Here is a 26,090-nt window from a genome sequence, read left to right on the forward strand (position 1 = left end):
CTGGAATCGGAATGCCGCGGGAGGGCCGGCGAACGGCTCTGATTGGAGGAAGCCCAGGACATGTCCGCCGCACAACTTGCAGTATTGGACACCGCATCCAACCGCACGCTCGCCGAACGGCTGATTGATCAGCTCGCCGACCGCATCGGCGGCCTCGGCGTGGAGCTCGCCGATATCGCCGGCAACGTCCAGGAAGTCGCAAACCGCGTCGCCAACCAGTCGGAACGGTTCCATCATCTTCAGAAGACGGCCGAGACGATGGTCTCGGCCAACCACGACATCGCCAATGCATCGCAGGCCGTGCAGACCACCACGTCAGCGGCGGTCGGCGAGATCGCGCAGTCGCGCGGCGCCGTCGACACCGCGGTCAGCCACATCTCCGAGCTCGTCGCCGCGGTGGAGCGGATCGAGGCGCGCCTCAGCGCGGTCGGCTCGGCGCTGGCGCAGGTCGCCAAAGTGTCCGGCTCGATCGAGGCGATCGCCAAGCAGACCAATCTGCTCGCGCTGAACGCGACCATCGAAGCCGCCCGCGCCGGCAATGCCGGCCGCGGCTTCGCGGTGGTCGCAAGCGAAGTGAAGAACCTCGCGGAAGCCACCCGCCAGGCCACGCATCAGATCTCCGACACCGTGCGCGATCTCGACGGCCAGATCGAAGGCCTGATCGGCGAGAGCAGCGACGCCTCCCAGCGCGCCAAGACCGCGGGCGAAGGCGCCCAGCAGATCTCCGGCATCATCTCGCGCGTTCAGCAGGGATTCGCATCCGTGGAAGCGGAGATCGGCAGCGTCACGCGCGCGGCGACCTCCAATCTCGGACATTGCGACACCGTCATCAGCGAGCTCAACGAGCTCGCCAGGGGCGTCGACCTGTCCTCGCGCGATCTCAAGAACGCAGACGAGCGGGTGGCCAAGCTGCTCGACACGTCCGAAGGCCTGATCGCGCTGATCGCCGACAGCGGCGTCGAGACCTCGGACACGCCGCTGATCCGAATCGTGGTCGACACCGCGAGGCGGATCTCGGCCGAGTTCGAAGCCGCCATCGATCGCGGCGACATCACGCTCGACCAGCTGCTCGACGAGACCTATCGCGAAATTCCCGGCACCGATCCGAAGCAGTACCTCACCAACTACGTCGAATTCACCGACCGCGTGCTGCCCGCGATCCAGGACCCGATCCAGAAATCGGATCCGCGCATCGTCTATTGCGTCGCCTGGGCGCGGAGCGGCTATCTGCCGACCCACAATCCGAACTACCGCCTGCCGCAGGGCAAGGACCCCGTCTGGAATAACGCCAATTGCCGCAACCGCCGCCTGTTCAACGACCGCACGGTGAAGAAGGTCGCAGGCAACACCAAGCCGTTCCTGCTCCAGACCTACCGCCGCGACATGGGCGGCGGACAGTTCGTGTTGATGAAGGATCTGTCCTCGCCGATCGTGGTCCGCGGCAAACATTGGGGCGCCTTCCGGATGGGCTTTCGGCAGAGCTGACGGCTCTCGCGACGGCGCTCTGGCCTCCCCAAGACAAAAAGTTCGAAAACAACCCCATGCACAGTAGACGGGGCGTGCGGAATCAATGGCTTAGGCGGGCACCAGGAGGGCGATGAAATCAGACCCGGTCGCGGTTCGCCTCTTCCCGACGTGGAGGCGGTTCGAGTGCTGAGATGCGCCCCACACTTGACCCGTCAGGCAAAACAGGGGCATATTGCGACTATTCCGAAATTACCCCCCTCTTCCCTCTCCCCTTGTGGGCGAAGGTGGCGCGAAGCGCCGGATGAGGGGTCTGTCTCCGCGGGCAGAACTGCTCGATAATGACGAGGGTCATACGCGGATAGAGACCCCTCACCCCAAACGTATTCGAGTTGACTGACGTCGCCGCCCTCTCCCACAAGGGGAGAGGGCACAACAATGTCGGCCGTTCCCCGCCGCCCCACTTTCCCAATCGCACGAGTTTCGTCTTTGCATGATTTTGCGCGTTCGCACGATCATCTGCGGTGGTCGATCCCGCACGCGACGAAAATGGGTCAAAACATGACGATTATCATATCAATTAGCCCAAAACCTTTGCAGCGATCGCCGCACAAATTCGTGAACGTCATGGCCTCACGCCTCGTTCGCGCAAATATGCATTGTCGGAAATTTCGACGCTTCATCGTTTCGCATCGATATGATTATGGTCGCGCAAAATTCGTCGACGTGATCGCCGCACGCGATCGCCGAGCAAGGGAATGCATATGGCAACGACACTCACCATCAATGGCGAAACGAAATCCTTCGACGCGCCACCTGAAATGCCGCTGCTCTGGGTGCTGCGCGACATCCTCGGAATGACCGGCACCAAGTTCGGCTGCGGCATCGCGCAGTGCGGCGCATGCACGGTGCATGTCGACGGCAAGGCGGTACGCTCCTGCGTGCTGCCGGTCAGCGCGGTCGAGAACCGCGCCATCACCACCATCGAGGCGGTCGGCAATACGCCGTCGGGCGCGAAGGTGCAGAAGGCCTGGTTGGAGGCCGAAGTGATCCAGTGCGGCTACTGCCAGTCCGGCCAGATCATGTCCGCCGCAGCACTGCTGGCGTCAACGCCGAAGCCTGACGATTCCGACATCGACGCCGCCATGGCCGGCAACATCTGCCGCTGCGGCACCTATGTGCGCATCCGCGAGGCCATCAAGCAGGCCGCCAACGGCCGTCAGTCGTGAGGTCCGCCATGAACGCACATAACAACGTCTCCCGCCGCGCGCTTCTGACCGGCGGCCTCGCCACCGGCTTCCTGCTCGCCTTCCACCTGCCGCTGCGCGCCGCCGTCAACGAGCCGGTGCAGCCGGAGGACAAGACCGACGGCAAGTTCGCGCCGAATGCCTTCATCCGCATCGACCCGGAAGGTGCGACGACGCTGGTGATGCCGCAAGTCGAGATGGGACAAGGAATCTATACCGCGATCTCGATGATCCTGGCAGAGGAGCTCGACGCCGACTGGTCAAAGGTCCAATTGCTGCACGCACCCGCCAACGAGAAACTGTACGGCAATCCCATTTTCATCATTCAGGCGACCGGAGGCTCGACATCGGTCAGGGCGTTCTGGAAGCCGCTACGTGAAGCCGGCGCCAGCGCACGCGCCATGCTGGTGCAGGCCGCGGCTGCACAATGGGGCGTCGATCCCGCCAGTTGCACGACATCGAAAGGCGAGGTGACCCACAAGGCGAGCGGTCGGACCGTCTCCTACGGTGCGCTGGCCGCCGCAGCAGCAGGCCAGACGCCGCCCAAGACTCCCGCGCTCAAGGACCCCAAGGATTTCGTTTATATCGGCCAGCCGTTCAAGCGGCTCGACACCCCCGACAAGGTCAACGGCAAGGCCGTCTACGGCATCGACGCCATCGTCCCAGACATGAAATTCGCGACGCTGGCGCAGTGCCCGGTGTTCGGCGGCAAGGTCGGCAAGGTCGATGACCGTGCCGCGAAGAAGATTCCGGGCGTGCGAAAGATCGTCGTGCTCGACGATCTCGTCGCCGTCGTCGGCGATCACATGTGGGCGGCGAAAAAAGGCTTGGACGCGCTCGACATCGAGTGGAACGAGGGACCGAACGCAAAGATCAATTCGAAAGCGATCTGGGACGATTTGCGCGCCGCCAGCGCAAAGGACGGCGTGGTCGCCAAATCAACCGGCGACATCGCCAAGGGTCTCGCGAGCGGCGAGAACTTCGAAGCTTCGTTCGAGCTGCCTTTTCTCGCCCACGCAACGATGGAGCCGTTGAACGCCACGGTGCATTGCAAGCCCGATTCATGCGAGATCTGGACCGGAACGCAGATCATGGCGCGTGTGCAGTCCGAGGCGGCCAAGGCCGCCGGGCTTCCGGTCGAGAAGGTGATCGTCAACAACCACCTGCTGGGCGGCGGCTTCGGCCGCAAGCTCGAGCCCGACATGGTGGTCGCGGCGGTTCGCATCGCCAAACAGGTCGACGGGCCGGTCAAGGTGGTGTGGACCCGCGAGGAAGACATTCAGCACGACGTCTATCGGCCGGTGTATCGCGACACGATCGCAGCGAGCCTGTCCGGCGGCAAGATCGTCGGCTGGAAATACAAGATCACCGGCGCTGCGATCATCGCGCGCTGGCTGCCGCCGGCGTTCCAGAAGGGCATCGATATCGATGCGATCGATAGCGCCACCGACGTGCCCTACGAGATCCCGAATGTCCACGTCGAATACGTGCGGGCCGAACCGCCGGCGATACCAACGGGGTTCTGGCGCGGGGTCGGCCCCAACAACAACGTGTTTGCGGTCGAATGCTTCATCGACGAACTGGCGCGCAAGGCGGGCAAGGACCCGGTCGAGTTTCGCCGTGGCATGCTGGCCAATCAGCCGCGTTTCCTGTCCGTCCTCAATCTCGCGGCAGAAAAAGCCAATTGGGGTCAACCCTTGCCCGCGCGCGTCGGACGCGGGGTGTGCTTGCAGCCGTCGTTCGGGAGTTTCATTGCAACCGTCGTGGAGGCTGAGGTCGACGAGCAAGGCGAGATCAATCTGCGCCGTGCGACCTCGGTGGTGGATACCGGCATCGCCGTCAATCCGGATACCATCGTGGCTCAGGTCGAGGGCGGGCTGATCTTCGGCCTGACCGCCGCGCTCTATGGCGAGATCACCATCGAGAAGGGGCGCGTCCAGCAATCCAACTTCAATGACTACCGGATGTTGCGGATCAACCAGACGCCGAAGATCGAGGTTCACGTCGTCAAGAGCGGCGAGGCACCCGGCGGAATTGGCGAGACCGGCACGACGGCCGGACCGCCGGCGCTGCGCAACGCGATTTACGCCGCAACCGGCGTGGCGCTGCGGCGCCTGCCGATCGATCGGAAACTGCTGGCTGCGGGGAGAAAGGCATGAGCGGCAAGATGCGTATCCTCACAAGCGTCGTCGCGATCGCCATCGTCGCGGCAGCGGTCGGCGTCTTCATCATCCGCGGGCCCGGCCCGCTCGACTTCGCCGGCGGCACGAAAGTGGCGCTGGCGGATTACCGCGCCGGCAAGCCGACCGGCGTGCCGGCCAAGCTCGAGAAGGCTAGCATCGTCGAGCGCGGCGAATATCTCACCAAGGCCGCCGACTGCATGGTCTGCCACACCAAGCCGGGCGAGAAGGACTATTCCGGCGGGCTCGCCTTCAAGCTGCCGTTCGGCACGCTCTATTCCACCAACATCACGCCGGACAAGGACACCGGCATCGGCAATTACAGCGACCAGGATTTCCTGAACGCGGTCCAGCACGGCAAGCGCCGTGACGGCGCGCGGCTCTATCCGGCGATGCCCTACACGTCCTACACCTTCATGACCGACGAGGACGTGCTGGCGGTGAAGGCCTATCTGTTCAGCCTGCCGGCGGTGCGCGCCAAGGCGCCCGACAACACGCTGTCGTTCCCGTTCAACCAGCGCTGGACGATGATTGTCTGGTCGGCCGTGTTCAATCCGGACACGCGCTTTGCGCCCGACACATCGAAGAGCCCGGAATGGAACAGGGGCGCGTATCTCGCGGAGGCGCTGGCGCATTGCGGCGAGTGCCACACGCCGCGCAATCTCGGCTTCGCGCTGGACAACCGCAGGAAGTTCGCCGGCGCCATCACGGCGGGCTGGCGCGCCTTCAACATCTCCTCGGACAAGGCGACAGGTCTCGGCAACTGGAGCGACCAGGATCTGATCTCGTATCTGTCGCTCGGCCATGCGCCGGGTCATGGCTCGGCCTCGGGCCCGATGGGTGAGGCGGTCGACCACAGCTTGAGCAAGCTTGCCCCCGAAGACATCAGCAGCATCGTTGCTTACCTGCGCAGCGTGCCGCCGCAGCCCTCGCCCGACCTGCCCGCCACCACGGCACCGGTCGCCCCCGCCTCGCACCGCGACGGCGTCACGGCGAACGCCCGCGGCAAGCAGGTGTTCGCCAGCGCCTGCGCCAGCTGCCACGGCTGGAGCGGCGAGAGCCCGGTCTCGCCGGTGGCGACACTGACCGGCACCTGGGCCGTCAACGACCCCGCCGCCACCAACGTCGCGCAGATCGTGCTCTCGGGCACCAAGCGCCACACGCCAGACGGCGCGCTGTCGATGCCCGCGTTCGGCAAGGCGTATACCGACGACGAGATCGCGGCGGTGGCGAACTATGTCACGGCGCGGTTCGGTGCAAAGGGCTCGAAGCTGACGGCGAAGGACGTGGCGGAGCTGAGGGAGCAGACGGCGGAGTAGCGTCTGGCGAGATTGATGCGTGATCGCGCGTCAATTTCCGTTGTCGTCCCGGACAAGCGTAGCGAAGCGGAGCGCAGATCCGGGATCCATAACCACAGGATTGGGTTTGGCGAAGGCCCGTAGTTACCAGCTTCGCGCAACAACTTCTCCCTGGGGTTATGGGTCCCCGCCTTCGCGGGGACGACACCTAGGGTGGAGCGTGGTTCTTCAGCTCAACCAGAACTTCGGCGTTGCCGGCTCCAGCCGGCCGCCCATGCGCACTGGTGCAATCTTGAGCGCGAGTCCCGTCGCATCATCCGTTTCCACCGCAACACCGCTCAGCGTCGCAGCGCCCGCGGCTGGCTCGAAACGGCCCGACGGAATGCCCGACGTGAACCTCCGCAGCGGCTCTTCCTTCTGCATGCCGATGATGGAATCGTAGTCGCCGGTCATGCCGGCATCGGTCATGTAGGCGGTGCCGCCCGACAGGATCTGGTGGTCGGCGGTCGGGACATGAGTGTGCGTGCCGACGACGAGGCTGGCGCGACCGTCGCAGAAGAAGCCGATGCCCTGTTTCTCGCTCGAGGCCTCGCAATGGAAATCGACGACGATGGCGTCGGCAGCAACGCCGAGCGGGCAGGCGCCGAGCTCACGCTCCAGCGCGGCGAAGGGATCGTCGAACGGGGTCATGAAGACGCGGCCGAGCGCGTTGACGACGAGCGCATGCTTGCCGTTCTTGGTCTCGACCAAAGCGGCACCGCGGCCGGGCGTTCCGCGCGGATAGTTGGCCGGACGCACCAGGCGCTCGGCCCGCTCGATGAACACCAAGGCTTCGCGCTGGTCCCAGGAATGGTTGCCGAGCGTCACCGCGTCGGCGCCGGCATCGAGAAACTCCTGATAGATCGCCTCCGTGATGCCGAAGCCGCCGGCGGAATTCTCGCCGTTGACGACGACGAAATCGAGCGACCAGTCCCTGACCATCCCGGGCAGATATTCGGCGATGGCACTCCGCCCGCTACGGCCAACGACATCACCCACGAAGAGAATGCGCAACTTCAGAACTCCGGAAATCGAACACGTCCGATTCCGTTAGCACATAATCCAGCGCCACGTCGTGCGATAGTGCCGGAACTGCCTTGATCTCCTGCGCTGCAAAAGCCAGCCCGATGCCGACGATCTGCTTGGCTTTGCGCAAATGCGCGAAGGTGAAATCGTAATGCCCCGCACCGTAGCCGATGCGATGGCCGAGACGATCGAATGCCGCCAGCGGCGTCAGCATGACGTCCGGAATGACTTCAGCGGCCGCCGGCGACGGCTCGGGAATGCCGAGCGGGCCGAGCATCAGGCGATCGTTCGGATGGAAGATGCGAAAGATCAGCGCTTGGCCGCGCGCGGTGACGCAAGGCAGCGCCAGCTTCGCGCCCTGCTCCGCAAGCGCCTTCATCAGCGGCATCGGATCGATCTCGCTGCGGATCGGCGAATAGCCTGACACGATGCTGCCGGGCAGCAGCTCGAACGGCAGCCCGCGCTTGGCGAGCTTTGCGGCGGCGGCAGCGCGCTTCTTCTCGCTCAGCGCGTCGCGCGCCGCCAGGGCTTTGGCGCGGAGTTCGGCTTTGGTGTTCGACATGTGCGCTTGCTCCGAACGCGGAGCCTTGCTCCGCTGTCATCGTCCGCGCATGCGGACGATCCAGTATCCCAGAGGCGGTGGTGAATCACACAAAGGCCGCGGCGTACTGGATTCCCCGGTCAAGCCGAGGCATGACACCTACTGAACTTGCCGCAGTCTTTTCGACAGACACGGACCGAAAAGCAAACAGTGCGAAGCCGCGTACGCCGTTGAAGCACTCGATCCCGGAGTTCCCTACGAAAGTAGGTGGGCACCATATGTCCGGGCCCACGGGCCCGGCCAGGGACAGTTCCCTAAAGGATCGATAAGGCCCCGGGGATATATGGCTCCTGACGCGCGTCGCAGCCTCGCTCGGACAATGTAACAACGATACTGACGAATCGCTAGCCCGGCGAGAGCGCGGAGCTTCGGCGTAATGACGCGAGCTGCCAGCCACGGCGGAAGTGCGCTCCCTCCCCCGCTTGCGGGGGAGGGTTGGGGAGAGGGTGTCTCCGCAGGCGAGAACCCCCAAGAGGTGAGAGCCCTCACCCGCGCCTTCGGCGCGACCTCTCCCGCAGGCGGGAGAGGTCGAGCCCGTCGCCACATCGAGGACGATAACTCAGAGCCTCTTCCGCGGCCTACCCGATCGCAATCCCATTGCCCACCGTCCGATTCAGGACCTGGGTCGATTTCTCGATGCGCTCGGCTGCCGCGTTCAGCGCGTTGACCACGGCGGTCTGCGTCAGCCGCGCCCGCTCGACGGCGGCGTTGCGGAAATCCCGGAGCTCGGTCAGTTCCTGCTCCATGGTGCGAACACGGTTGCCGGCGTCGACCAGCTCGTCGCAGACGGTGAGCGCGGCCATCACGGTGAGGCGGGCATCGCCGATCTCGCCGAATTTTCCGCGCAGCGACTGGATCCGCGTCTCCAGGCTCTCGGCGAGCTTGAGCAACCGCACCTCCTGGCCCTCCTCGCAGGCCATGCGGTATTGCCGGCCATTGATGGTGACGTTGATGTGGCTCATCCATCCTCTCCGGTATCGAGCACCGAGCGTATCGTGACGATCGCGGAATCCAGCCGGTCGGAGATCTCGCGGTTGGTGCGCTCGAGCTTGCGCGCCTTCACCAGCGCGCCATCGAGCTCGTCGGCAAGCCGCGAACGGTCCGCACCCAGCGCCTGAATGCGCGCCGCGAGCTCGTTCTCGTCGCGATCGGCATCGCGCCGCCGCTCCACCGCGCTTTCGAGCGCGTCGAGCGCCGCCATCAGCCTGCGGGTCGCGATCTCGATCTCGACCGCGGAGGACTCCGTCATGGCGGCACTGTTGGACACGCGATCGTTCATGTAGTCAGCGGCGGAACCTGGCGGCCTTTGCCCAGTGGCCTTTTCCTGGGGCTTGCCGCCCGGCAAAAGACTCGGTTCGGCAAGCGGTTAGAAGCAGAAATTTACGTGGCAAGCTAGCCAAGCGCAACGCCGCCGCGAAACTATGCACCGATCAATCGGACCGACGTCATCCCGATTCGTCAGTTCCGCCGCGCACGCGCCTCGCGGAAAGCCGATCTCCACAGAGGCAACTTTTGCGGCCAAATCAGCGTTTGACTGCCTTGGACTCCCGGAACCGAGGTGCTATCCCAGCCCCGACCTTCAGTGGCCGCCAGGCTCCTCCCCGCGCGGGCGTACATCGCCTCCAAGCGCCTCATTTCAGACGGACTTCAGACATGACGCAGGTCGATCACACCCGTATGGCCAACGCGATCCGCGGCCTTTCGATGGACGCTGTTGAGAAGGCCAAATCGGGTCATCCCGGCCTGCCGATGGGTGCCGCCGACATCGCCACGGTGCTGTTCACGCAATTCCTGAAATTCGACGCCACAGCGCCCGCCTGGCCGGACCGCGACCGCTTCGTGCTCTCGGCCGGCCACGGCTCGATGCTGCTCTATTCGCTGCTGTATTTGACCGGCAATGCCGAGATGACGCTGGACCAGATCAAGCAGTTCCGCCAGGTCGACTCGCTCACCCCCGGGCATCCCGAGAATTTCCGCACCAAGGGCATTGAGACCACGACCGGTCCGCTCGGCCAGGGCATCTCGACCGCGGTCGGCATGGCGCTCGCCGAGAAGATGCTCGCTGCCGAGTTCGGCAAGAAGATCGTCGATCACCACACCTACGTGCTCGCCTCCGACGGCGACCTGATGGAAGGCGTGTCGCAGGAAGCGATCGCGATGGCGGGGCACTGGAAGCTCAACAAGCTGATCGTGCTTTACGACGACAACGGCATCTCGATCGACGGCCCCACCTCGCTCGCCGATTCCGTCGACCAGGTGAAGCGCTTCAAGTCGGCGGGCTGGGCCGCCGAGAAGATCGACGGCCAGGATCAGGCCGCGATCGCCGACGCCATCACGCGCGCGAAAAAATCCAACAAGCCGACGCTGATCGCCTGCCGCACCACCATCGGCTTCGGCGCGCCGAACAAGGCCGGCACCTCGAAGGTGCATGGCGAGGCGCTGGGCGCCGACGAGCTCAAGGCCGCCAAGGAGAAACTCGGCCTCTCGCTCGAGCCGTTCGCGGTCGCCGAGGACGTGCTGAAGGCGTGGCGCGCGGCCGGCAGCCGCGGCGCCGCGGCGCGGCAGGAATGGGAAGCACGGCTCGGTGAGCTCGGCAGCCGCAAGCGCGCCGAGTTCGAGCGTCGTCTGCGCCATGAGCGTCCGGCCTCGCTGGCCAAGGCGCTGCGCGCGCACAAGAAGGAGCTGCTCGAGAAGCCACTGACGGCGGCCACGCGCAAATCGTCGGAGGCGGCGATCGAGGCGATCGCGGCCGCCATGCCGATGGAATTCCTGGCCGGCTCGGCCGACCTCACCGGCTCCAACAACAACAAGGCGAAGTCGGCGACCGCCTTCTCCGCCAAGACGCCGAAGGGCCGTTTCATCCATTACGGCATCCGCGAGCACGGCATGGCCGCCGCGATGAACGGCATTTTCCTGCACGGCGGCTTTGCGCCGAACGGCGCGACCTTCCTGGTGTTCACCGACTATGCACGGCCTGCGATGCGCCTTGCCGCTTTGATGGGCTCCGGCGTCGTTTACGTTATGACCCATGACTCGATCGGGCTGGGCGAAGACGGCCCGACCCATCAGCCGGTCGAGCATCTCGCCGCGCTGCGCGCCATTCCGAACATGCGCGTGTTCCGTCCGTGCGATTCCATCGAGGTCGCCGAGTGCTGGGAGCTCGCGCTCAATCGCGTGGACGGACCGACCGTGCTGGCGCTGACGCGGCAGAATCTGCCGCAGCTGCGCACCACCGCACCGAACGACAATCCCTGCGCGGCCGGCGCCTACGAGCTGGTCGCCGCCCAGGGCGAAGCCAAGGCGACGCTGTTCGCCTCCGGCTCCGAGGTCGAGATCGCGGTCGCCGCCCAGAAGCAGCTCGCCGAACGCGGCATCGCCTCACGGGTGGTCTCTGTTCCCTCGCTCGAGCTGTTGTTAGCGCAACCAGAGGCCAAGCGCGCGGCCATCATCGGAAATGCGCCGGTGAAGGTGGCGATCGAGGCTGCCGTGCGCTGGGGCTGGGATGCCGTGATCGGCCAGGATGGCGAATTTATCGGCATGCATTCCTTCGGCGAAAGCGGCCCTGCAAAGGAGCTTTACAAGCACTTCGGCATTACCGCCGAGGCTGCGGTTAACGCTGTGCTGAAGCGCGTTTCCTGAGAGTTGAGCTTGCCGCAAAAAAGGACTACGTAATCCCTCATATGATCAAGCACCGCCCGGCCGAACCGGGCGCCCGCCCCTAAAAAACCCTCGCAGGCGCGCATAGCGCGTTGTGCGGGATGACAACGGTCATTGAAGGAGACGAAACATGGCAGTCCGCGTCGGAATTAACGGTTTTGGCCGCATCGGTCGCAACATCCTGCGGGCTATCGCCGAGTCCGGCCGCAAGGACATCGAGGTCGTCGGCATCAACGACCTCGGTCCGGTCGAGACCAACGCCCATCTGCTCCGTTTCGACAGCGTCCATGGCCGCTTCCCCGGCACCGTCACCGTCGACGGCGACTCGATCAACCTCGGAGGCGGCAAGATCAAGGTGACCGCCGAGCGCGATCCCTCGAAGCTGCCCTGGAAGGATCTCGGCGTCGACATCGCGATGGAATGCACCGGCATCTTCACCTCGAAGGACAAGGCATCCGCGCATCTGACCGCCGGCGCCAAGCGCGTGCTGGTCTCCGCGCCCGCCGACGGCGCCGACGCCACCATCGTCTACGGCGTCAACCACGAGACGCTGACGAGGGATCATCTGGTCGTCTCCAACGGAAGCTGCACCACCAACTGCCTGGCGCCGATTGCCAAGGTGCTGAACGACCTCGTCGGCATCGAGACCGGCTTCATGACCACGATCCACGCCTATACCGGCGACCAGCCGACGCTCGATACGATGCACAAGGATCTCTACCGCGGCCGCGCGGCGGCGATGTCGATGATCCCGACCTCGACCGGTGCGGCGAAGGCGATCGGCCTCGTGCTGCCCGAGCTGAAGGGCAAGCTCGACGGCGTCGCGATCCGCGTGCCGACCCCGAACGTCTCGGTGGTCGACCTCAAGATCGTCGCCAAGCGCGCCACCGACGCCAAGGAGATCAACGCGGCGATGAAGCGCGCCAGCGAGCAGCAGCTCAAGGGCATCCTCGGCTACACCAATGCGCCGAACGTCTCGATCGACTTCAACCACGACCCGCACTCCTCGACCTTCCACGAGGACCAGACCAAGGTGCAGAACGGCACGCTGGTGCGCGTGATGTCCTGGTACGACAACGAGTGGGGCTTCTCGAATCGCATGGCGGACACCGCCGCCGCGATGGCGAAGGTGATCTAACTCCGCTCTCGTGTCCCGGACGCGATGCAGCGTGAAACGCTGCTTCGCAGATCCGGGACCCATCTCAACCGTGGGACTCGCCGCAACATGGGTCCCGGTTCTGCACGGCGGCACTTCGCGCCGCGATGCGTCCAGGACAAGGGCTCTCCGATGACCAACAAATTCCGCACCCTCGACGACGTCGACGTGAAGGGCAAGCGCGTGCTGCTGCGCGTCGATCTCAACGTGCCCATGGACAATGGCCGCGTCAGCGACGCGACCCGGCTCGAGCGCGTCGCGCCGACCATCACCGAAATCTCGGACAAGGGCGGCAAGGTCATCCTGCTCGCGCATTTCGGTCGGCCGAAGGGGCGCGATGCCAAGGACTCGCTCAAGCCCGTTGCCGAGGCGCTGTCGAAGGTGGTGAAGAAGCCGGTTGCCTTCGCCGACGATTGCATCGGCGAGCCCGCGGCCAAGGCTGTCGCCGGTCTGAAGGATGGCGACATTCTCTGCCTCGAAAACACCCGCTTCCACAAGGAAGAGGAAAAGAACGATCCGGCCTTCGTTGCGGAATTGGCGAAGCTCGGCGACATCTGGGTCAATGACGCGTTCTCGGCCGCGCACCGCGCCCACGCCTCGACCGAAGGCCTCGGCCACAAGCTGCCGGCCTATGCCGGCCGCACCATGCAGGCCGAGCTCGACGCGCTGGAGAAGGCGCTGGGCTCGCCGACCAAGCCTGTTATCGCCATCATCGGCGGCGCCAAGGTCTCGACCAAGATCGACCTGCTCGAAAACCTCGTGACCAAGGTCGACGCGCTGGTGATCGGCGGCGGCATGGCCAACACCTTCCTGCACGCGCAAGGCGTTGCGGTCGGCAAGTCGCTGGCCGAGAAGGATCTTAGCGCCACCGCGCTGCGCATCATGGAGAAGGCGGACGCCGCCAATTGCGCCATCATCCTCCCCGTGGACGCCACCGTTGCCTATCACTTCGCCGCCAACGCGCCCTCGCACGCCTATGGGCTCGACGCGATCCCGGCCGACGGCATGATCCTCGACGTCGGCCCGCAATCGGTCGCCCGCGTCCACGCCGCGATCGACGACGCGGCGACGCTGGTCTGGAACGGCCCCCTGGGCGCGTTCGAGATGCAGCCGTTCGACCGCGGCACGGTCGCGGCCGCCAAGCACGCTGCCGAGCGCACCAAGGCCAAGAAGCTGATCTCGATCGCGGGCGGCGGCGACACCGTCGCGGCGCTCAACCAGGCCCATGTGGCCGGTGACTTCACCTATGTCTCGACCGCCGGTGGCGCGTTCCTCGAGTGGATGGAAGGCAAGCCCCTGCCCGGCGTCGAGGTGCTGCGCGTCAAGTAACTCAAGTCGGCAAACATCGCGGCCTTGAAAGGCCCCAACGGGAGAAAAAGACAGATGGCTCGGATCACGTTACGTCAACTGCTCGACCACGCGGCGGAGAACGATTACGGCGTACCGGCCTTCAACATCAATAATATGGAACAGGCGCTGGCGATCATGGACGCGGCCAACCAGGTCGACGCGCCCGTCATCATCCAGGCCTCGCGCGGCGCGCGCTCCTACGCCAACGACGTCATGCTCAAGCACATGATGGACGCGGTGACCGAGATCTATCCGCACATTCCAGTCTGCGTGCATCTCGACCACGGCAACGAGCCGGCGACCTGCATGACCGCGATCCAGGCCGGTTTCACCTCGGTCATGATGGACGGCTCGCTGAAGGCCGACGGCAAGACGCCCGGCGACTGGGCCTACAATGTCGGCGTCACCAAGACCGTGACCGACATGGCCCATCTCGGCGGCATCTCGGTTGAGGGCGAGCTCGGCGTGCTCGGCTCGCTCGAGACCGGCATGGGCGACAAGGAAGACGGCCACGGCGCCGAAGGCAAGCTCAGCCACGACCAGCTCCTGACCAATCCGGACGAGGCCGTGAAGTTCGTCAAGGAAACCAGGGTCGACGCGCTCGCGATCGCGATGGGGACGTCCCACGGCGCCTACAAGTTCACCCGCAAGCCCGACGGCGACATCCTCGCCATGAACGTGATCGAGGAGATCCACCGCAAGCTGCCGAACACGCATCTCGTGATGCACGGTTCGTCCTCGGTGCCGCAGGAGCTGCAGGACATCATCAACGCCTATGGCGGCAAGATGAAGCCGACCTGGGGCGTGCCCGTGAGCGAGATCCAGCGCGGCATCAAGAACGGCGTGCGCAAGATCAACATCGACACCGACAACCGCATGGCGATGACCGGCCAGATCCGCAAGGTGCTCAAGGACAGCCCGGAAGAGTTCGATCCGCGCAAGTACCTGAAGCCGGCGATGGAGGCCATGACCAAGCTGTGCAAGCAGCGCCTGCAGGAGTTCAACACCGCGGGGCAAGCTTCCAAGATCAAGAAGGTGCTGACCACCGCCGAGATGGCCAAGCGCTACGCCAAGGGCGAGCTGGATCCCCGCGTCGCGTAAGCGATCGCGAAGGTGGCGTGATGTATCCCTCCCTCTCCCCGTTCTTACGGGGAGAGGGTCGGGGTGAGGGGCTCTCTCCGCGAGTTGTGGCCTACCGACAGACCTGTACCCCCTCACCCGGATCGCTCCGCGATCCGACCTCTCCCCGCAAGCGGGGCGAGGTGAAGGGTCGCCCAGCCCGGCCAGTCATTTTACCCGACGCCCCCCCTTTACCCTGCGACGAACGTTAGCTCGGCAATTGCCCGAGAACGGTCTATTTTCACGGGCAAGGGCAGAATCGTTTTGGGAGGACCTCTCGATGAATCTGACTGAGCTCAACAGGATCGCGACCGCCATGGTGGCACCCGGCAAGGGTATCCTCGCCGCCGACGAATCCTCCGGCACCATCAAGAAACGCTTTGACGCAATCGGCGTGGAATCGACCGAAGAGAACCGCCGCGACTATCGCGAGATGCTGTTCCGCGCCAAGGACGCCATGAGCCAGTACATCTCCGGCGTGATCCTCTATGACGAGACGATCTGGCAGGACGCCAAGGACGGCACGCCGCTGATCAAGCTGATCGAACAGAGCGGTGCCATTCCCGGCATCAAGGTCGACGAGGGCACGCAGGCCCTGCCGATGTGTCCGGGAGAGCTCGTCACAGTCGGGCTCGACAAGCTTGCCGAGCGGCTGAAGAAATATTACGAGCGCGGCGCGCGCTTCGCCAAATGGCGTGCGGTGATCGACATCGGCAGCGGCATCCCCTCTATGACCGCGATCAGCGTCAACGCCCACGCGCTGGCGCGCTATGCCGCGCTGTGCCAGGCCGCGCAGATCGTGCCGATCGTCGAGCCTGAGGTGCTGATGGACGGCGACCACGACATCGATCGCTGCTATGAGGTCACGGGGCGCGTGCTCAACAAGACGTTCCAGGAATTGAGGGTCCAGCGCGTCGTGCTCGAAGGCATGGTGCTGAAGCCCAACATGGCGATCTCAGGCAAGAAGTGCGCAAAGCAGGCTTCCGTCGAGGAAGTCGCCGAGAAGACGATCCGGCTGCTGAAGGCCTGCGTGCCCGCGGCGGTGCCCGGTATCGCCTTCCTCTCCGGCGGCCAGTCGGATGAAGAGGCAACCGCGCATCTCAACGCCATGCACAAGCTCGGCCCGCTGCCCTGGGGCCTGACCTTCTCCTACGGCCGCGCGCTGCAAGCGGCGCCGCAGAAGGCCTGGTCCGGCAAGGCCGAGAACGTCGCGGCCGGCCAGCGCGCCTTCAGCCATCGCGCGCGAATGAACGGCCTCGCAGCCAAGGGTGAGTGGCAAAGCAGCCTGGAACAGAAGGCAGCCTAGATCTTGTCGAACAAACCGCCTCCGCCGCGACCGGCGCCGCGCCTTTACCTTGCGACGCCTGTCGTCGATGATCCCGCTGCGCTTCTCGCCGAGCTGCCGGGCCTGCTCGGCTCTGCCGACATCGCGGCCGTGCTGCTGCGGCTGAAGGAGACCGACCACCGCAGCATGATCTCGCGCATCAAGGCGCTGGCGCCTCCGGTGCAGAAGGCGGGCGCCGCGCTGCTGGTCGAGGGCCATGCCGAGCTGGTCGCGCGCGGCGGCGCGGACGGCGCGCACCTGCCCGGCATCGCGGCGCTGAAGGAGGCGCTGCCGTCGCTCAAGCCCGATCGCATCGCCGGCGTCGGCGGGCTGACGACGCGGCACCATTCCATGGATGCGGGCGAGATGGGCGCGGATTACGTGCTGTTCGGCGAGCCCGATGCGAAAGGCCAGCGTCCCTCGGCGCAAGCGATCGCCGAGCGGCTGGACTGGTGGGCCGAGCTGTTCGAGCCGCCCTGCGTCGGCTTTGCCATGTCGCCCGAAGAAGCCCACGACTTCGCCCTCAGCGGCGCCGATTTCGTGCTGGTCGGCGACTTCATCTGGTCCGATCCGCGCGGGCCCAAGGCCGCGCTGATCGAGGCGGACGCCGCGATCAAGAAGGCGCACGCGACGGCGACGGCGAGCCAGAATCCTGCCGGCGGCGAGCACGGCTAGCGCCCGATATGAAGCTCCCCTGCATCACCATGCTGGCTACGTTGCTGCTCACGGTACCGGCGGCCGCGCAGCTCCAGATCACCCCGCCGGCCACCGTACCGAGCGCTGCGCCTGAGAAGCAGAAGCCCAAGCCGCCCGCGCCCGCCAAGAAGAAGGAGGCTGCGCCGAAGCCTTCGGCCTCGCCCAAGCCGGCCCCCTCCTCCAAGCCGACGCCGACCCCGACGGTGATCCCGGCGCCGCCGACCGATAATTCCAGCGCCGATCTGGTGTACGGCGCCTATCAGCGCGGCCAGTACAAGACGGCGTTCGAGCTCGCCACCGCCCGCGCGCAGGCCGGCGATCCCAAGGCGATGACCATGCTGGGCGAGCTCTATTCCAACGCCATGGGCATTCGCCGCGACTATGCCAAGGCGGCCGAATGGTACAAGCGCGCCGCGGACGCCGGCGACCGCGAGGCGATGTTCGCGCTCGCGATGCTGCGCATTTCAGGCCGCGGCGGCCCGGTCGACAAGGGCGAGGCGGTCAAGCTGATGGCGTCCGCCGCCAAGCTCGGCGAGCCCAAGGCGGCCTATAACCTCGCTCTGCTCTATCTGGATGGCCAGACCCTGCCGCAGGACGTCAAGCGCTCGGCCGAGCTGCTGCGCCAGGCCGCCGATGCCGGCCTGGCCGAGGCGCAATACGCGCTCGCGACCTTCTACAAGGAAGGCACCGGCGTTCCGAAGGACCCGGAACGCGCGGTGCGGCTGCTCCAGGCCGCCTCGCTCGCCGACAATGTCGACGCCGAGGTCGAATATGCCATCGCCATGTTCAACGGCAGCGGCACGCCGAAGAACCAGCCGGCCGCCGTCGCCCTGCTCCGCAAGGCTTCCCGCCAGGGCAGCGCGATCGCACAGAACCGGCTGGCGTGGGTGCTGATCAACGGCGTTGGCACGACCATGGACAAGGTCGAGGGCTTCAAATGGCACCTGGTGGCCAAGACCGCCGGCAAGGGCGACCCGGAGCTCGACAAGCAATTGTCCGACCTGCCGGCCGAGGACCGCGCCAAGGTGGAGGCCGCCGCCAAGAAATGGCTCGGAAACAAATGACTTGACCCAATGACTTGACGCCAGCGCCCCTGCAGGGCACCCAAGGCGTCAAACAGGCGCGATGTCCCGCCCTTTTCCCCCGATCAAGACCGAAAGCTCATGCTGTATTCCGCCACTATCAACGTCATGGTCAAGGCTGCGCGCCGTGCCGGCCGCAGTCTCAAGCGCGATCTCGGCGAGATCGAGCATCTCCAGGTCTCGCTGAAGGGGCCGGCGAATTTCGTCTCGCTTGCCGACAAGCGCGCCGAGGAGATGCTCTATCAGGACCTCGCCAAGGCCCGCCCCGGCTACGGCTTCATCGGCGAGGAAGGCGGCACGCGGGAAGGCAGCGACAAGAGCCATACCTGGATCGTCGACCCGCTCGACGGCACCACCAACTTCCTGCACGGCATCCCGCAATTTGCGATCTCGATCGGGCTGTCGCGCGAGGGCACGATCATCGCCGGTGTGATCTACAACCCCGCCAATGACGAGCTCTACATCGCCGAGCGCGGCAAGGGCGCCTTCCTCAACGACCAGCGCCTGCGCGTCGCCGGCCGCCGCCAGCTGAGCGAATGCGTGGTGGCCTGCGGCCTGCCCCATATCGGCCGCGGCGACCACGAGGAATTCCGCCGCCAGATGACGGCGATCCAGGACCGCGTCGCAGGGCTTCGCCGCTTCGGCGCGGCCTCGCTCGACCTCGCCTTCGTCGCCGCCGGCCGCCTCGACGGCTATTGGGAACGCAATCTGCAATCCTGGGACATCGCCGCCGGCATGCTGATGGTGCGCGAAGCCGGCGGCACCGTCAGCGACATCAACACGCCCGGCGATGCGCTGGTGACCGGGGACGTCGTGTGCGGCAACGAGTTCGTGCATGGCGAACTGGTGAGGATTTTGCGGAAGGCAGCGTAAGGCGGGAGCCCGCGCTCCACATTCCGCAGTCATTCCGGCTTGCGCTGCGCGCGCCCCGGAATGACGGAAGAGCGCCTCAATGGCCCGTGTGTGCCCGCGCCGGCGGGCCGTGGGGCTCGCGTTCCTTCGCCGCGACCGGCTCCCTGTCCCCCGCCAGCACGCGCTGCACGGAGACGAAGAACACCGGCACCATCAACAGCGCCAGGATCACCACGGCGATCATGCCGCCCATCACGACTGAGCCGAGCGCCTGCTGGCTGGCGCCGCCGGCGCCATGGGCGATCGCCATCGGCAGCACGCCGCAGATGAAGGCAAGGCCGGTCATCAGGATCGGGCGGAAGCGCAGGCGGCAGGCCTCGATGGTGGCGTCCACCAGCGGCTTGCCCTCTTTCCGCAGGTCCTTGGCGAACTCGATGATCAGGATCGCGTCCTTGGCGGCAAGGCCGATGATGGTGATCAGGCCGACGGTGAAATAGACGTCGTTGGGCAGGCCGCGCAGCATCGCCGCGGTCACGGCGCCGACGATGCCGAGCGGCACGGTGAGCAGCACCGCGAGCGGAATGGTCCAGCTCTCGTAGAGCGCGGCCAGACACAGGAACACCACGAACACCGACAGCGCCAGCAGGAACGGCGCCTGCGAGCCGGACAATTTCTCCTGCAGCGACTGCCCGGTCCATTCATAGCCGAAGCCGCGCGGCAATCTTCCTGCGAGCCGCTCCATCTCGGCGATGGCGTCGCCCGAGGTGAAGCCGGGCCTGGCTTCGCCGGAGATGCGCACCGCCGGATAATAGTTGAAGCCGGCGATCTGCGTCGGGCCGCGCGCCCATTCGACCGTGGCGAAGGAGGAGAACGGCACCAGCTGGCCGCGGCTGTTCTTGACGTTGTAGTTGAGGATGTCCTCGGTCCGCATGCGGTCGCGAGCGCCCGCCTGCACCACGACGCGCTGCATGCGGCCGCGGTTCGGGAAGTCGTTGATGTAGTTCGAGCCGAGATTGGTCGAGATCGTGTTGTTGATGTCCTCGAAGGTGACGCCGAACGCGCCGGCCTTCTCGCGGTCGATCACGAGATTGACCACCCCCGCCTCGGGCAGGCCTTCGACATAGACCTTCTGCAGCACCGGGCTCGCATTGGCCTCGGCGATTAACTGGTCGGCCGCGCGCATCAATTGCTGATAACCCTTCTGGCCGCGGTCCTGGAGGCGGAACGAGAAGCCCGAGGAGTTGCCGAGATTGTCGATCGGCGGCGGCTGCAGCGCCGAGATCTTCGCGTCGCGGATCGACGAGAGATCGCGGTTGATGTCGTTGACGATCGCTGCGGCGGAATCCTTCGGCCCGCGCTCCGACCAGTCCTTCAGGGTGATGAAGGCCTGCGCGGTGTTCATGCCCTGGCCGGAGAAGCTGAAGCCGGTGAGGAAGGTGACGTTGTCGACGCCGGGCCGCGCGGCAAGATATTTCTCGACCTTCTCGATCACGGCCTCGGTGCGGCCGTAGGACGAATCCGACGGCGTCTGCACGTCGGTGGTGACGAAGCCCTGGTCGTCGACGGGCAGGAAGCCGCCGGGCAGATTGACGAAGGCCCAGGACAGGCCGACCAGCAGCGCGGCATAGACCAGCATCAGGCGGCCGGTGCGCTTCAGCGAGAAGCCGACGGTGCTCGCGTAGCGAAACCGGCAGGCCTCGAGCAGATGATTGAACCGGCTGAACACGAAGTTGGTCGAATGGCCGTGCCCCTTGGAGATCGGCTTGAGCAGCGTCGCGCAAAGTGCCGGCGTCAGCGACAGCGCCAGGAAGGCGGAGAAGCCGATCGCGGCCACCATGGTCACCGAGAACTGGCGGTAGATGATGCCGACCGAGCCCGGGAAGAATGCCATCGGCACGAACACCGCCATCAGCACCAGCGTGATGCCGATGATGGCGCCGGTGATCTGCGACATGGCCTTTCGCGTCGCCTCCTTCGGCGACAGGCCTTCCTCGGCCATGATGCGCTCGACGTTCTCGACCACGACGATGGCGTCGTCGACGAGGATGCCGACCGCGAGCACCATGCCGAACATCGAGAGCATGTTGATGGAATAGCCGGCGAGCAGCAGCGTGGTGCAGGCGCCCAGAAGCGCCACGGGCACCACGATGGTGGGAATGATGGTGTAGCGGATGTTCTGGAGAAACAAGAACATCACCACGAACACCAGCACCACGGCTTCGACGAGTGTCGTCAGCACCTTCTTGATCGAAGCCTCGACCACGGGCGTGATGTTGTAGGGAATCTCGTAGGTGATGTTGGCCGGGAAGAAGCGCGACAGCTCCTTCATCTTCTCTTCGACCGCGCTCGCGGTCGCCAGCGCGTTGCCGGTCGGCGACATCAGGACGGAGAGACCGGCGGTCGGCTTGCCGTCCAGCCGTGTATTGAACTGGTAGCTGAGACCGCCGATCTCGATGCGCGCGACGTCGCGCAGGCGCACGGTCGAGCCGTCGGCATTGGCGCGCAGGATGATGGAACCGAACTCTTCCGGCGAGGAGAGCTGGCCCTTGACCAGCACCAGCGCGGAGGTGCGCTGGTTCGACGTCGAGGGCTCGGCGCCGATGCTGCCCGAGGCGACCTGCGCGTTCTGCGCGGCAATGGCCTTGTTGACGTCGTCGGCGGTGAGCCCATAGCCGACCAGCTTGGCCGGATCGACCCAGACGCGCAGACTGCGCTCGGTAGAGTACAGCGTGGCACGGCCGACGCCGGGAATGCGCCGGATCTCGCCCAGCACGTTGCGGATCATGAAGTCGCCAAGCCCGACCTCATCCAGGCTGCCATCGGTCGAGTTCAGCGTGATGATCTGCAACACCGCGCTGGAGGCTTCCTCGATCAGGATGCCCTGCTGCATCACCGCGCGCGGCAGGCGCGCCTCGACGCGCTTGATGCGGTTCTGCACCTCGACCGAGGCGGCGCTGGTATCGGTGCCCGGCTGGAAGTTGGCGATGATCTCGACCTGGCCGAGCGAATCGCTGGTCGATTCGAAATTGAGGATGTTGGCGGCGCCGTTGAGCTCCTCCTCGATCAGCCGCGTGACGCTGTTGTAGAGGTTCTCCGGCGAGGCGCCGGGATAGCTGGTCGAGATCGAGATCGAGGGCGGCGCGATGATCGGATATTGCGCGATCGGCAGCAGCGGCACGGCGATCGCACCGATCAAGCAGATGAACAGCGCGACCACCCAGGCAAAGATTGGCCTGTCGATGAAGAAACTCGCCATGGCGCGTTACCGCGTGAGCTGCTGGGCGTGCCGATTGTCCGCGGTCGCGTCCGCTTCCGACCAGGATTGCGGCTTGACCTTGTCGCCGGCCGCGAACTTCTGGAACCCTTCGACCACGACCTTGTCGCCGGCCTTCAGGCCTTCGGTGACGAACCAGAGTCCGTCCTGCACCGATCCGGTGCGCACCGCCTGCACCGCGATGTGGTTGTCGTCCTTGACGACGAACACCTCGCTGCCGCCGCCGCCATTGCGCTGGATCGCCTGCTGCGGCACCGCGATCGCATCGGAATCGAGACCCTGGTCGATACGAACGCGGACATACATGCCCGGCAGCAGCTCGCGCTTGGGATTGGGGAACTCGCCGCGCAACGTCACCTGCCCGGTCTGGGCATCGACCTTGGCGTCAGAGAACAGCAGCTTGCCGTCGAGCGAATAAAGCGTGTTGTCGTCGAGCACCAGATGCACCTTGGCGGCATCGGAGGCGATGCGCTCGAGGTCGCCGGTTTCGAAGGCACGGCGGAGCTGGTTGAGCTCGGTCACCGACTGGGTGAAGTCGGCATAGATCGGGTCGAGCTGCTGGATGGTGGCGAGATTGGTCTCATTCTGCACCGCGAGGGCGCCCTCGCTGACAAGGGCCGCGCCGACCACGCCGTCGATCGGCGCGCGCACGGTGGCGTAGTCGAGATTGAGTTTGGCCCGCGCAAGGTCGGCCTTGCGGCCTTCGACCTCGGCATGGGCCTGGCGTTCGGCCGCAATCGCCTTCTCGTTCTCGGCTTCCGGGGCGGCGCGATCCTTGGTGAGGGTGGCGATACGGTGCGCCTGCTGCCTCGCCTGCATCAACGCGGCCTCCGCCTTGGCAAGCGCGGCTTCGTTGGCCATCACCTCGACCTCGAACGGGCGCGGATCGATGCGGTAGAGCGCATCGCCCGCCTTGACCTCGCTGCCCTGGCGGAACAGGCGCTCGACCACGATGCCGGACACGCGCGGCCGCACGTCGGAGACACGCGTCGGCGCGATGCGGCCGGGTAGCTCGCGCACCACGGCGCGCGGCTGCGGCTTGACGATGACGATGCTGACGTCAGGGTGGGCCGGCGGAGCGGCAGACACCGCCGAGCTGGATTCCTCGCAAGCGCCCAACAGCGGCGCTAAGGCCGCGAGCATCATTGCAACGCATGCCGATCGCGCACGAAGTCCTGACATGAAGTGGGGTGCCCCGATATTGTTGAAACTGATCACGCTCCGCGCGGGGCCCGTTCTGGACCGTTTCGCACGCGGCTGATGCCGACAAAATAGAAGGCCGCTGCTGCGATGCAACGCACGGCACAGGCGGCTCATTGTCACACAGTGTATGATATTGAGTTCAGACGACTTTTCCCGTGTCACTTGATTGTGAGTCGCGTTCCATCAGCGCGTGCTGCGACGGAACGGCGCAATCACTCGGCGGCTTTCATCCGGTAGTGGCTGACGCCCCATTCGGTTCCACGGGCGTAGCCGAACAGGCACGACGTCGCGAGCAGGAACCAGCGCCAGCGCCGCAGCCAAAGCGCGGTCTCCTCGCCATAGACCTTGCGCAGCGACGCCTCGATCGCGTCGCGATGCGTATCGAAATTGGCGAGCCAGTCGTTCGCGGTGCGCTGATAATGCGTGCCGCTCCAGCACCATTCCTTCTCGACCGTGAAGATGTCGTCGAATTGCCTGACGAGGTGATGGCTTGGCATCAGCCCGCCCGTGAAGACGTGCTGCGCAATCCAGTCGTCACGATCGAGCCGGTCGAACAGATGCGAGCCGGAGCGATGGGTGACGATTTGCATGAAGAACCGCCCCTCGGGGGCGAGCCATGACCGCAGACGCGTCATCAGCTTGCGCCAGTTCATCATCTGCTCGAACATCTCGACCGAGACGATGCGGTCGAACTGGCCGTCGGGGGCGAACACGTTCATGTCCGCGGTGACCACGCGCAGGTTCAGCAGGCCGCGCCGCTGCGCCTGTTCCTCGACATAAGCGCGCTGCGCCTGCGAGGTCGACACCGCCGTCACCTTGGCGTGCGGAAATTGCCGCGCCATCCACAGCGACAGCGAGCCCCAGCCGCAGCCAAGCTCGAGGATGGTCTGGCCATCGGCAAGTCCGGCATGCTCGACGGTCTGGCGCAGCGCCTCCTCCTCCGCCTCCTGCAAGGTGGTCGCGTCGGTCTTGTAGAAGCAGCAGGAATATTTGCGGCTGGGGCCGAGCACGGCGGCGAAGAACGCAGCGGGCACCTCGTCACGCCCGGCCGCGGCGCCCTCGGCGATCGGCCGCAGCATCATCCGGCCGGCGAAGGCGGCATCGGCGGCTGCGTCATGGCCGGCGAGGCGCGTTGCGGTGCGGGAGCACAGGCGCTGGATCGCGGCGCGGATCACGACGTCCGGCAGCGGCACGCGTTCGGCAGTCCCGATAATCGCGGAAACGACGCTCATGCGCCCCCCGAATAGCGAACTTCTGCAGATACCCGCTTATCAAAGCGCCGCTTCCGGTCCGGGTTCCCGAACCGTCCCCGAAATCAGCGTATCCGGCGCTTTTTTTGGGCTGGCGCTGTGCCATAGTGCGCACCGCAACCAAGCTTCGTAATGGATGATACCGGCCATGCCGCCAGGCACTTCGCCCCGCTCCACCATGGATATCGAGTATACCAAACTGTCCTCGCCCAGCGTTTTCCTGGTCCGGATGCTGGTCTTCCTGGTGCTGTGCACGCTGGTGGGCGTGGTGCTCTACAAGCAGATCATCCAGGCCTTCTTCGCCAATCCCGGGCTCAATGCCCTGATCGGAGGGGTGCTGTTCATCGGCATCATCCTCGCCTTCCGGCAGGTCATCCGGCTCTATCCCGAAGTGTCCTGGGTCAACAATTTCCGGATCGCCGATCCCGGCCTGGCGCCGGCCCGGCACCCGAAGCTGCTGGCGCCGATGGCGGCGATCCTCGGCGGCGAGCGCTCCGGGCGGATGACCATCACCCAGACCACCATGCGGCATTTGCTCGATTCGATCGCGACCCGCCTGGACGAAGCCCGCGACATCTCGCGCTACATGACCGGCCTTTTGGTCTTCCTCGGCCTGCTCGGCACCTTCTGGGGCCTGATCGAGACGGTCGGCTCGGTCGGCAAGGTGATCGACGGGCTCAAGGTCGGCGGCGATTCCGGGGCGCTGTTCGACACGCTGAAGGAGGGTCTCGCCGCCCCGCTCGGCGGCATGGGCATCTCGTTCTCCAGCTCGCTGTTCGGCCTCGCCGGCTCGCTGATCCTCGGCTTCCTCGACCTGCAATCGAGCCAGGCGCAGAACCGCTTCTACACCGACCTGGAAGACTGGCTGGCCACCACGGTGCGCGAATATGGCAGCGGCGAGGTGGCGGTTGCGGCGGGCGGCGGGGCCGCCGGCGGCGAGCTGCAGGCCGCGGTCGAACGGCTGCGCTCCGTGCTCGAGGAGGGCGGCACCAGCCGCGGCACCACGGCAGCGATGGCGAGCCTGGCCGAAGCGATCCAGGCGCTGGTCTCGCACATGCGCACCGAGCAGCAGATGATCCGGGAATGGGCCGACGGCCAGGGCGAGCAGAACCGCGAGATCCGGCGCCTGCTGGAGCGCCTCGCCCGGCAGCCGGAGAAGAGTTGAGAAGAAAGTGGAGGGTCTCGTGCCCCGGACGCGGCGCAGCACGCAGTGATGCGCCGCTGAGCCGGGGCCCAGAATCCTCTGAACGATAGTGGGTCCCGGCTCAGCGC

General features: G+C 65.6%; 20 protein-coding genes and 1 other RNA gene. 13 read left to right on the plus strand and 8 right to left on the minus strand.

The window, feature by feature from the left end; all coding sequences use genetic code 11:
• Nucleotides 1–60: 60 nt before the first annotated feature.
• The 4 genes from E4K64_RS28955 to E4K64_RS28970 all read left to right on the plus strand — a co-directional run bounded on the left by E4K64_RS28955 (nucleotide 61) and on the right by E4K64_RS28970 (nucleotide 6,210).
• Entirely contained in the window at nucleotides 61–1,485 is a 1,425-nt protein-coding gene (locus E4K64_RS28955; protein WP_135166513.1) for a methyl-accepting chemotaxis protein, read from the plus strand.
• 743 nt (nucleotides 1,486–2,228) lie between these two features.
• Nucleotides 2,229–2,693 carry a (2Fe-2S)-binding protein gene (locus E4K64_RS28960; RefSeq protein WP_209311998.1) on the plus strand — a complete coding sequence of 155 codons (465 nt, stop codon included), beginning with the start codon at nucleotides 2,229–2,231 and terminating at the stop codon, nucleotides 2,691–2,693.
• 8 nt (nucleotides 2,694–2,701) lie between these two features.
• Nucleotides 2,702–4,870 carry a xanthine dehydrogenase family protein molybdopterin-binding subunit gene (locus tag E4K64_RS28965; protein ID WP_167772315.1) on the plus strand — a complete coding sequence of 723 codons (2,169 nt, stop codon included), beginning with the start codon at nucleotides 2,702–2,704 and terminating at the stop codon, nucleotides 4,868–4,870.
• A complete protein-coding gene (locus tag E4K64_RS28970) occupies nucleotides 4,867–6,210 on the plus strand; it encodes a c-type cytochrome (protein WP_135166516.1) in 1,344 nt (447 codons plus the stop codon). Before E4K64_RS28965 ends, E4K64_RS28970 begins: the two co-directional genes overlap by 4 nt.
• Before the next feature lie 207 nt (nucleotides 6,211–6,417).
• Here E4K64_RS28970 and E4K64_RS28975 read toward each other — a convergent pair whose 3' ends face one another.
• From E4K64_RS28975 to E4K64_RS28995, 5 genes are all read right to left on the minus strand, one after another.
• Complete coding sequence (locus tag E4K64_RS28975; protein ID WP_167772316.1) at nucleotides 6,418–7,242, minus strand: TIGR00282 family metallophosphoesterase; 825 nt, start codon at nucleotides 7,240–7,242, stop codon at nucleotides 6,418–6,420.
• Nucleotides 7,220–7,816, minus strand: coding sequence for a 5-formyltetrahydrofolate cyclo-ligase (locus tag E4K64_RS28980; protein WP_135166517.1), 597 nt, complete (start codon nucleotides 7,814–7,816; stop codon nucleotides 7,220–7,222). The genes E4K64_RS28975 and E4K64_RS28980 overlap by 23 nt, the downstream gene beginning before the upstream one ends.
• 190 nt (nucleotides 7,817–8,006) lie before the next feature.
• Nucleotides 8,007–8,167: non-coding RNA, 6S RNA (ssrS, locus tag E4K64_RS28985), on the minus strand.
• 266 nt (nucleotides 8,168–8,433) lie between these two features.
• The gene (locus E4K64_RS28990; protein ID WP_028138455.1) at nucleotides 8,434–8,817 is read right to left on the minus strand and encodes a cell division protein ZapA; all 384 of its coding nucleotides are present in this window, start codon (nucleotides 8,815–8,817) and stop codon (nucleotides 8,434–8,436) included.
• Nucleotides 8,814–9,134, minus strand: a complete 321-nt coding sequence (locus tag E4K64_RS28995) for a DUF4164 domain-containing protein (protein WP_018318703.1) — start codon at nucleotides 9,132–9,134, stop codon at nucleotides 8,814–8,816. The genes E4K64_RS28990 and E4K64_RS28995 overlap by 4 nt, the downstream gene beginning before the upstream one ends.
• A gap of 374 nt (nucleotides 9,135–9,508) precedes the next feature.
• On the opposite strand from E4K64_RS28995, the gene tkt reads away from it, so the two are divergent.
• From tkt to E4K64_RS29035, 8 genes are all read left to right on the plus strand, one after another.
• Nucleotides 9,509–11,494: a transketolase gene (tkt, locus tag E4K64_RS29000; protein ID WP_135166518.1), complete on the plus strand. Its 1,986-nt coding sequence runs from the start codon at nucleotides 9,509–9,511 to the stop codon at nucleotides 11,492–11,494.
• A 148-nt stretch (nucleotides 11,495–11,642) separates the two neighbouring features.
• On the plus strand, nucleotides 11,643–12,650 hold the full coding sequence (gap, locus tag E4K64_RS29005) for a type I glyceraldehyde-3-phosphate dehydrogenase (protein ID WP_126261904.1): 1,008 nt from the start codon (nucleotides 11,643–11,645) through the stop codon (nucleotides 12,648–12,650).
• Nucleotides 12,651–12,800: 150 nt separating this feature from the next.
• Entirely contained in the window at nucleotides 12,801–13,997 is a 1,197-nt protein-coding gene (locus tag E4K64_RS29010; RefSeq protein WP_135166519.1) for a phosphoglycerate kinase, read from the plus strand.
• A 54-nt stretch (nucleotides 13,998–14,051) separates the two neighbouring features.
• Nucleotides 14,052–15,119 carry a class II fructose-bisphosphate aldolase gene (fba, locus tag E4K64_RS29015; protein WP_135166520.1) on the plus strand — a complete coding sequence of 356 codons (1,068 nt, stop codon included), beginning with the start codon at nucleotides 14,052–14,054 and terminating at the stop codon, nucleotides 15,117–15,119.
• A 298-nt stretch (nucleotides 15,120–15,417) separates the two neighbouring features.
• A complete protein-coding gene (locus E4K64_RS29020) occupies nucleotides 15,418–16,443 on the plus strand; it encodes a class I fructose-bisphosphate aldolase (protein ID WP_135166521.1) in 1,026 nt (341 codons plus the stop codon).
• A 3-nt stretch (nucleotides 16,444–16,446) separates the two neighbouring features.
• Nucleotides 16,447–17,136, plus strand: coding sequence for a thiamine phosphate synthase (locus tag E4K64_RS29025; protein ID WP_167772317.1), 690 nt, complete (start codon nucleotides 16,447–16,449; stop codon nucleotides 17,134–17,136).
• Nucleotides 17,137–17,144: 8 nt separating this feature from the next.
• Nucleotides 17,145–18,221, plus strand: a complete 1,077-nt coding sequence (locus E4K64_RS29030; protein ID WP_135166522.1) for a tetratricopeptide repeat protein — start codon at nucleotides 17,145–17,147, stop codon at nucleotides 18,219–18,221.
• Between the two features lie 99 nt (nucleotides 18,222–18,320).
• On the plus strand, nucleotides 18,321–19,112 hold the full coding sequence (locus E4K64_RS29035) for an inositol monophosphatase family protein (RefSeq protein ID WP_135166523.1): 792 nt from the start codon (nucleotides 18,321–18,323) through the stop codon (nucleotides 19,110–19,112).
• Between the two features lie 76 nt (nucleotides 19,113–19,188).
• Here the strand turns inward: E4K64_RS29035 and E4K64_RS29040 are convergent, their stop codons facing one another.
• From E4K64_RS29040 to E4K64_RS29050, 3 genes are all read right to left on the minus strand, one after another.
• Nucleotides 19,189–22,347 carry a multidrug efflux RND transporter permease subunit gene (locus tag E4K64_RS29040; RefSeq protein ID WP_135166524.1) on the minus strand — a complete coding sequence of 1,053 codons (3,159 nt, stop codon included), beginning with the start codon at nucleotides 22,345–22,347 and terminating at the stop codon, nucleotides 19,189–19,191.
• Between the two features lie 6 nt (nucleotides 22,348–22,353).
• The gene (locus tag E4K64_RS29045; protein WP_135166525.1) at nucleotides 22,354–23,547 is read right to left on the minus strand and encodes an efflux RND transporter periplasmic adaptor subunit; all 1,194 of its coding nucleotides are present in this window, start codon (nucleotides 23,545–23,547) and stop codon (nucleotides 22,354–22,356) included.
• A 233-nt stretch (nucleotides 23,548–23,780) separates the two neighbouring features.
• Complete coding sequence (locus E4K64_RS29050; RefSeq protein WP_135166526.1) at nucleotides 23,781–24,800, minus strand: SAM-dependent methyltransferase; 1,020 nt, start codon at nucleotides 24,798–24,800, stop codon at nucleotides 23,781–23,783.
• 166 nt (nucleotides 24,801–24,966) lie between these two features.
• Here E4K64_RS29050 and E4K64_RS29055 point away from each other — a divergent pair, with 166 nt between their 5' ends.
• Nucleotides 24,967–25,983: a flagellar motor protein MotA gene (locus E4K64_RS29055; RefSeq protein WP_167772319.1), complete on the plus strand. Its 1,017-nt coding sequence runs from the start codon at nucleotides 24,967–24,969 to the stop codon at nucleotides 25,981–25,983.
• Nucleotides 25,984–26,090: the final 107 nt, after the last annotated feature.

Origin of the sequence: Bradyrhizobium frederickii, from assembly GCF_004570865.1 — a bacterium.
In the GTDB taxonomy this organism is placed as follows: domain Bacteria; phylum Pseudomonadota; class Alphaproteobacteria; order Rhizobiales; family Xanthobacteraceae; genus Bradyrhizobium; species Bradyrhizobium frederickii.